At 38.6% G+C, this 5,853-nt stretch carries 7 protein-coding genes; 6 read left to right on the top strand and 1 reads right to left on the bottom strand.

Annotation, left to right across the window (positions count from 1 at the left end; all coding sequences use genetic code 11):
- The 5 genes from AC1DWN_RS25995 to AC1DWN_RS25975 form a co-directional block, all read left to right on the top strand.
- On the top strand, positions 1-1,242 hold a 1,242-nt coding region (locus tag AC1DWN_RS25995), incomplete at its 5' end, for an arsenic transporter (protein WP_477561790.1).
- Positions 1,243-1,277: 35 nt separating this feature from the next.
- Entirely contained in the window at positions 1,278-1,703 is a 426-nt protein-coding gene (gene arsC / locus AC1DWN_RS25990; protein ID WP_477561789.1) for an arsenate reductase (thioredoxin), read from the top strand.
- Between the two features lie 13 nt (positions 1,704-1,716).
- Positions 1,717-2,181: an ArsI/CadI family heavy metal resistance metalloenzyme gene (locus AC1DWN_RS25985; RefSeq protein WP_477561791.1), complete on the top strand. Its 465-nt coding sequence runs from the start codon at positions 1,717-1,719 to the stop codon at positions 2,179-2,181.
- A gap of 13 nt (positions 2,182-2,194) precedes the next feature.
- Positions 2,195-2,629 (top strand): protein-tyrosine phosphatase family protein, encoded by a 435-nt coding sequence (locus tag AC1DWN_RS25980; protein ID WP_477561788.1) that lies wholly within the window; start codon positions 2,195-2,197, stop codon positions 2,627-2,629.
- A gap of 81 nt (positions 2,630-2,710) precedes the next feature.
- Positions 2,711-3,223 carry an arsinothricin resistance N-acetyltransferase ArsN1 family A gene (locus tag AC1DWN_RS25975; RefSeq protein WP_477561787.1) on the top strand — a complete coding sequence of 171 codons (513 nt, stop codon included), beginning with the start codon at positions 2,711-2,713 and terminating at the stop codon, positions 3,221-3,223.
- Between the two features lie 65 nt (positions 3,224-3,288).
- Here the strand turns inward: AC1DWN_RS25975 and AC1DWN_RS25970 are convergent, their stop codons facing one another.
- Complete coding sequence (locus AC1DWN_RS25970) at positions 3,289-3,624, bottom strand: GIY-YIG nuclease family protein (protein ID WP_477561786.1); 336 nt, start codon at positions 3,622-3,624, stop codon at positions 3,289-3,291.
- Between AC1DWN_RS25970 and AC1DWN_RS25965 the strand changes: the two genes are divergently transcribed.
- Complete coding sequence (locus AC1DWN_RS25965; protein ID WP_477561785.1) at positions 3,624-4,547, top strand: TniB family NTP-binding protein; 924 nt, start codon at positions 3,624-3,626, stop codon at positions 4,545-4,547. The genes AC1DWN_RS25970 and AC1DWN_RS25965 overlap by 1 nt on opposite strands.
- The last annotated feature ends 1,306 nt before the right edge of the window (positions 4,548-5,853 follow it).

Genomic DNA, 5,853 nt, shown 5'->3' with positions numbered 1-5,853 from the left:
ACACTTGCTTTTGTAGCTATCATTTTGATCTCTCTGATATTAGACGAAATTGGTCTTTTTGAATGGGCGGCGCTGCATATGGCACGTCTTGCAAAAGGAAATGGCGTACTTATGTTTGTGTATGTCATTTTGCTTRGTGCTGCTGTAGCTGCGCTTTTTGCAAACGATGGTGCAGCATTAATTATTACACCAATCGTTCTTTCAATGGTTAGGGCATTAAAGTTTGAAGAAAAAATGATCTTACCATTTATCATGGCGAGCGGATTCATTGCCGATACAGCATCATTACCTCTTGTTGTCAGCAATCTGGTAAACATCGTATCTGCCGATTACTTTGGGATTGGCTTTGCAGAGTATGCAAGTCGAATGATTATTCCAAACTTCTTCTCCATTATCGGTAGTCTTATCGTCTTGTACCTATTCTTTAGAAAAAGCATTCTGAAGAAATACAATATCACTCAATTAAAAAAACCAGATGATGCAATAAAAGACGTAAAGTTATTCAAGCTTTCATGGATCATATTATCTGTTTTACTTGTAGCCTATTTCGTTAGCGAATTCTTCTCAATTCCAGTTTCCATTGTTGCTGGTATTGCTGCTATCGCATTTATCATTGCAGCTCGTACAAGTCCTGTTATCCATACTACAAAACTCATTAAAGAAGCGCCGTGGGCAGTTGTTATCTTCTCCATCGGAATGTATGTCGTTGTTTACGGCTTGCGAAATGCTGGTTTAACAGACGCGCTTGGCAGTGTTATTCAGACTTTGGCTGACGAAGGATTGGTTGTGGCAACGGTAGGGATGGGTTTCATTGCCGCAATCTTGTCTTCCTTTATGAATAACATGCCGACAGTGATGATTGATGCACTTGCAATAGAAGGGACACAAACCCAAGGGATTATCCGTGAGGCGTTGATCTATGCCAATGTTATTGGTTCGGATTTGGGACCCAAAATAACACCGATCGGTTCGCTTGCCACTCTTCTTTGGCTTCATGTGCTTTCGCGCAAAGATGTCAAAATAAGCTGGGGTTATTATTTCAAAATAGGTATTTTGTTAACGGTACCTACGTTATTTATTACCCTGATTGGGCTATCTATGTGGCTGTATGTCATATACACGGTGAACGTTAACGTTTGGGTTGTTATTATTGCTATCGCCATTGCTATTTCAATAATAACAATCATCGCCAAATCAATACTTTCTAATAAAGACGCTAAAAGAGGATATCAAAGCGATTAATTATTCATCAATTCAAAAATGAAGGGGATAGAACAATGGAAAAGAAGCCACTCATTTATTTTTTATGCACAGGAAATTCTTGTAGAAGTCAGATTGCAGACGGTTTTCTTAAAACCCTTGGTAGCCACAAATATGAGGTGAAAAGTGCAGGTCTTGAAGCACATGGGTTAAATCCTCGTGCAGTTCAAGTGATGCAAGAGGCTGGCGTTGAAATTAGCAACAACACTTCTGATGTCATTAACCCTGAAATCTTAAATCGTGCGGACTACGTGATCACACTTTGTGGGCACGCTGATGAACATTGTCCTGTGATCACTAATAAAAATGTAATCAAATGGCACTGGGGTTTTGATGATCCAGCAAAAGCGACGGGAACAGAGGAAGAAATAATGGCACAGTTCCGAGCTGTTCGCGATTCCATTAAAAACCGTATTGAACGCTTTGTAGAAGTTGGGGAATGAGGTGAAATCTATGATTAAAAGAATGCATGTTGCGATCAACTGTACTGACCTTGACAAATCACTTGAGTTTTACCAAGCTTTTTTTGGGGGAGAGCCAAGTAAGGTTAAAGATAACTATGCGAAATTTGAATTAGATGAACCGCCTCTTCATTTTTCAATGAATGTTCGACCATTTGAGAAAAATGGTGCACTTAACCATTTAGGTTTTCAGGTGAATGATACCGAAGAAGTTCTTGCCATGGGAGAAAGGCTTCGTCAAAGCGGGTTACTTTTAATAGATGAGATGAATACGACATGCTGCTATGCGGTGCAAGACAAGGTTTGGGTTTACGACCCTGACGGTAATGCATGGGAGATATTCTATACCAAAGAAGATTCTGAATTTGAATCTGCAGGAGAAGACCGTGACATATCATTATGCTGCGCGCCTCTATCAGCTCCAGTGGCTGTTGCATTTGCATCATTTAAGAAGAAATGATAAGGAGATTATTATGCAAAAGAATTATCAAGCTTTAATTGAAGATAAGATTTTCTTTGGCGGTGCATCTGACGTCGAAGACATGATTAAAAATGAAGGTATAGAAGTAGTTGTTGATTTGCGTGGAGAAGCGACAGAGTGTGCATATCCAGACAAAGCCGTTCAATGGGTTCAGGTTCCTCTTGGTGACAATGCTATTGGTCCACAAGACCAACTATTCAAACAAGCGATTAATCATGTTGTAGAGGCATATAACAATGGTAAGAAAGTTGCTTTCCATTGTGGCGGTGGTAGTGGAAGAACTGGCGCAGTTGCAGTAGGGACATTGATTACATTAGGGAAGAGTCAGACGATAAGTGAAGCCGAAGAACTGGCAAAACGAATTCGTACCAAAGTTAATATTAAACCGCCTCAACGAGAGGCACTTGAAAGTTTATATAACAAATAAGTATTAAGAAATGACCCTACTCGTCTGAGTGGGGTCATGTCTGTTATAATGAACCATTATTGATATAGGATGGTGTTGACATTGGAATATATCAGAAGAGCTGAAATCAATGATGTTGTAGCTGTAACAGCGATCTATAATCAAGGAATTGCAGAAAGAAGTTCAACATTTGAAACGAAACCAAAGACAGTGGAAGATAGATCGGAATGGATCCAAGCACAAAGTGAACGTCATCCCATTCTTGTATATGAACTAAATAGTGAAGTTGTAGGTTGGGCTTCCATTTCTACTTACAGACCACGTGATTGTTATATTGGAGTTGGTGAGTTTTCGATTTATCTCCATAACCAATCAAGAGGTAAAGGCATCGGGAAAGCACTTCTAAACGCTCTGATAAAAGAAGCAGAACAGCTAGGATATTGGAAATTATCTTCACGGATTTTTGACTTTAATGTCGCAAGCAGAAACCTATGCAAGAGTTGTGGGTTCCGGGAAGTTGGTATTTACGAAAAACACAGCAAGTTAGAGGGGCAATGGATTGATTGTGTTGTAGTTGAAAAGCTGATTGAAAATAATCTTGCAATAATTACTTAATTCACAATGTCACTCTGGTCCTATGTATGGAAAACCCAAACATATTATGTTTGGGTTTTTGTGTTTCATTCTGTAATTTTATCTGTCATTTCTAATTTGACTACAAAATCTCTGCGACCGGAAGCATGTTTGTAGATGTTATAGCCATAGTTACGTTGTGTAGATTGTGTAAGTCCAATCCATTCTCGTTCACAGCCGGGTAAAAATGAAACGTCTTCAGTGGAATCACATTCAAACAAAACCACAAATTTGAAGTTGTCTTCTCCAAATGCGATCCAATCCTTTTGTAACCAGGTAGTCAACTCGGGAAAAACCGAAACGAACCAGCCATCCCAATTAATCAGTGAATTAATCGCTTTCCCAAGTACAACAAAAAAACAATCGAAATGGGGTTCGTACAATGCAGGCAGCAAATAATGAAATGACGATAGAAGAAAAAGTAAGGTTTGTAAATGGAATACGTATCATGCATCCTTCTTTTGAGGAAGCACTTGATATTATCGATGAAACCCATAAAGAAGGGCAACTGACACAGCATCCACTCTCACTCCTGATCTACGGTCCCACAGGTTCAGGGAAAACAACCATATTGGAGACCTATTTAAATAGTAAGCAGAAGGCACAGGTCATCCAGTCACCTGATGGTAAGTCGAACAATATGTCGATTTTATCTGTCAAGATTCCCAGCCCAGCCACTCCTGTTGCGGTGACGGAGATGTTGCTCAAGCAGCTTGGAGATCGTTACTTCACGAAGGGTACTGCATCTCAAAAGATGCAGAGATTATCTGAGCTAATCAAAAATAAGAATGTGCAATTAATTATGGTCGATGAAATTCAGCATTTTGTTGACCGAGACCTTAAAAAGGTGGTGTTGCGCGTGTCTGACTGGTTCAAAGCGTTTATCAACGAAATAGGCAAACCTTTTGTATTATTTGGACTTAATACGTCATTGGACGTTCTCGATATTAATCCTCAAATAAGCAGGAGGATTCCGACACGGCTCGAGATGAAACCATTTGAACAGAATGAACATTTTCTGACCTTTCTCCACGACATCGATGAACAATTAATGGTTGTGTTCGAGAAACAGTCGCATCTTACAGATCCAGATGTATCGGAACAGATATTTTACGCTTCCGATGGATCGATGAGTTCCATCATGTTGCTTATACGGCGTGCAGCTAAATTAGCTATCGATAAAAAACGGGAGCGGGTGGAGCTAATTGATTTTGCGGAAGCGTTCGCCAGATATGGTCATCTAAATGAACAGAAAACAGTGAACCCGTTCCTGATTAAAGACTTCTCAATCAAGGATTATACGTAAAATAAAAAGTCGATGTCCATAAGGATATCGACTTTTTTAGTAATTAACCAAGTTCATCTTTTCGGGAACGCACAATGGTGCTCGTACAATAAGATAAACGATTTCCAACTTATAAGGAGATCGAACAACCTTGTTCAACTTCTAAGAACCATTACTGCTTTTTTCATTTTATCAGGAGCAAATGCTAACCAGTTTCAACTTTTCAGGAAATTCAATTCAATCTTAGTGACTCAAATCATTGATTTTACTGGGTTTAATCGAGGTATTTTTTCCAAACTTTCAGGAGGATAACAAATTGTTTCATAATTATTTAGACGATTTGTTTTAGAACTGATTAGAAATCCCGATTCATACACAAAAGTGAATAAATATGTAAAAAGATGCCTAGACTGTTATGTGGACATTGATATCGTCCTTTGGTATGAAGTTGATCATACTGGCAGAACCGCACTTGTCAGTACGGACACAGCCCAGATCATTTCAACATTTACTTTTACCATGGATAAAGGATCTGTTCATAAGGACTCGTTGGGATTTGACAACTTTGACGTAGTACAAGTTGCTAGGTTTTATAATCTCCGCGATTATGATGAATATGATTAAGTTTAATGGAGTTTAGGGGTTCCTGAAAAGTATCGATCATCAACTACCTCTCGTTGATCGATCGAATATTTATGACGCATATCTATCCGAAAAGTTCTATTATGCTACTTTAGGAATACCCAAAACATAGAATCTTTTATTGCATCACTCAGTTAAAACTGTCTTAAAAGAAGGCAAAGATAAACTGGACGAGAGTGATTTCCAATATGATTATTCACTTTTATCGATTGAAACAAGGCCCAAAGTTGTTTACCCGTTTCATGGTAAGGCATTTGATTTGAATGTGGCATTGGAAAAGTAGAAGCCGAGCTAAAACTAGCTCGGCTTTTTTTCTTAGAACATGCATCTAAAGCAACTAGTTTAATCACTCTATTTACCACGCTCAATCCCAAATTTGAGTATATTGTACTACTATAAGGATAACTATTAAACACAGCAGCTTTTGTGGTATTGTGAAGATATCTATTATTAGTCAGCATAATACACTAGTAAGGTAAAATAGTAATGATTAGAAAGACCTAAACATGGAGTATGGAGTGGAAAAGCATGATTGAAGGACTAGTGCATTCTAAGGAGTTTCTTTCTGAACTAGCTCGATATTATATGTCGTTTTTGGAATCGGATTTTTCTGGCCGATCGGCACCAAGTCGCAAGATAGATGCTGAACCTGAATCGGAAGTTCACTTAATGGATTATCCAGGCA

This window comes from Paenibacillus sp. P4_A7 (assembly GCF_056402455.1).
This window is presented reverse-complemented; position numbering and strand designations above follow the sequence as displayed.